The sequence below is a fragment of the Streptomyces aurantiacus genome, assembly GCF_001418335.1.
Lineage (GTDB): Bacteria > Actinomycetota > Actinomycetes > Streptomycetales > Streptomycetaceae > Streptomyces > Streptomyces aurantiacus.
The window spans coordinates 1-1,406 of the sequence record NZ_LIPP01000526.1; the positions used below are offsets into that span (position 1 = coordinate 1).

The 1,406-nt window shown below is 71.5% G+C and carries 1 protein-coding gene; it reads right to left on the reverse strand.

Annotation, left to right across the window (positions count from 1 at the left end):
* Positions 1 to 1,228 (reverse strand): MFS transporter (locus AOK01_RS39915; RefSeq protein ID WP_055520535.1); only part of this gene is annotated, 1,228 nt, incomplete at its 3' end.
* Between the last annotated feature and the right edge of the window lie 178 nt (positions 1,229 to 1,406).

Sequence of the window (1,406 nt, forward strand, 5' to 3'; positions counted from 1 at the left end):
TGCTGAGCGAGGCGCCGCCGGCCTGCTCCGGCGGCGCCTCGCTCAGCATCGACTCGTACGCCCCGAAGAGCGTCACCTCAAGTCCGAAGCCGAGCATCACGAACCCGGTCAGCAGCAGCGGAGCGTTGTCGTCGGCCCCCATCGCGGTGAGCGTGACGACCGCCGCGGCGGTGAGACAGAACCCGGAACAGACCATGGTCCGCGGCCCGAAGCGCCGCAGCGTCTTCGCCCCGACAAGACCCGCCGCCATCGCGGCGAAGGTCAGCGGCAGCAGCCGCAGCCCGGTCTCCAGCGGGGACAGCTCCAGCACGAGTTGGAGATACTGCGCGGCGATCAGTTCGAGCCCGACCAGCGCGAGCATCGCCAGCACGATGCACCCGACGGACGTACTGAAGGCGGGCCGCGCGAACATCTTCAGGTCGACCAGCGGATGCCGGTGCCGCCGCTGCCGCCGTACGAAGGCGACCAGAAGTGCGGCCCCCGCCAGCAGCGGCACCAGCGTGAGAACGCTCAGCGGGGCCTCTCCGCCGCCGAGCCGCTTCACGCCGAAGACGACGCCGAAGAGCCCGGCCGCGGCCGTCAGCGCGCCGACGACGTCCCACGGCCCGTCGCGCCTCCCCCTCGACTCGGGCAGCAGCAGCCGTCCGACGGGGAGGCTGACGAGCATCAGCGGGATGTTGATGAGGAAGACCGAGCCCCACCAGAAGTGTTCGAGGAGGAACCCGCCGAGGAGCGGCCCGACGGCCGCGCCCATCGCGGCGACGGCGCTCCAGACGCCGATCGCGAGAGCTCGCTCGTGCCGGTCGGGGAAGACCTCCCGCAGGATGGACAGCGTCGCGGGCATGATCATCGCGCCGCCGACGCCGAGCAGGGCGCGCGCCGCGATCAGCACCTGCGCGCTGTCGGCGAGGGCCGCGAGGGCGGACGCCACGCCGAAGAGGGCGTAGCCGAGGAGGAGGACGCGTCTGCGGCCGACCCGGTCGCCGAGCGTGCCGAAGAGGATCAGCAGCGAGGCGCAGACGAGCGGGTAGATGTCGACGATCCAGAGCAGCTGCATCGCGCCGGGCGTGAGGTCCTCGGTGACGGCGGGCACGGCGACGTGCAGCACGGTGGCGTCGACGGCGACCAGGAGCAGGCTGACACACAGCACCACAAGGACGACCCAGCGGTTTGCACCGGCCCCGGTCTCCCGACGGCGACGCGCAGCGGCCGTGGTCGTCCCGGACATGTACGTACCTCCCAGATGTTCCCTCGCGTTCGGCGATCCGCTGGGTGGGGACTCCCTGCGGCTGCGGCCCGGGAGGAGCGATGTCCCGGGCCCACGCAACAAAGGCGAGTGGGTCGACAGAGTACGCGAGTTCCCCTTGACGACGAGTGGTGGGCCTCTCACGTTCTCCTGTGACGCG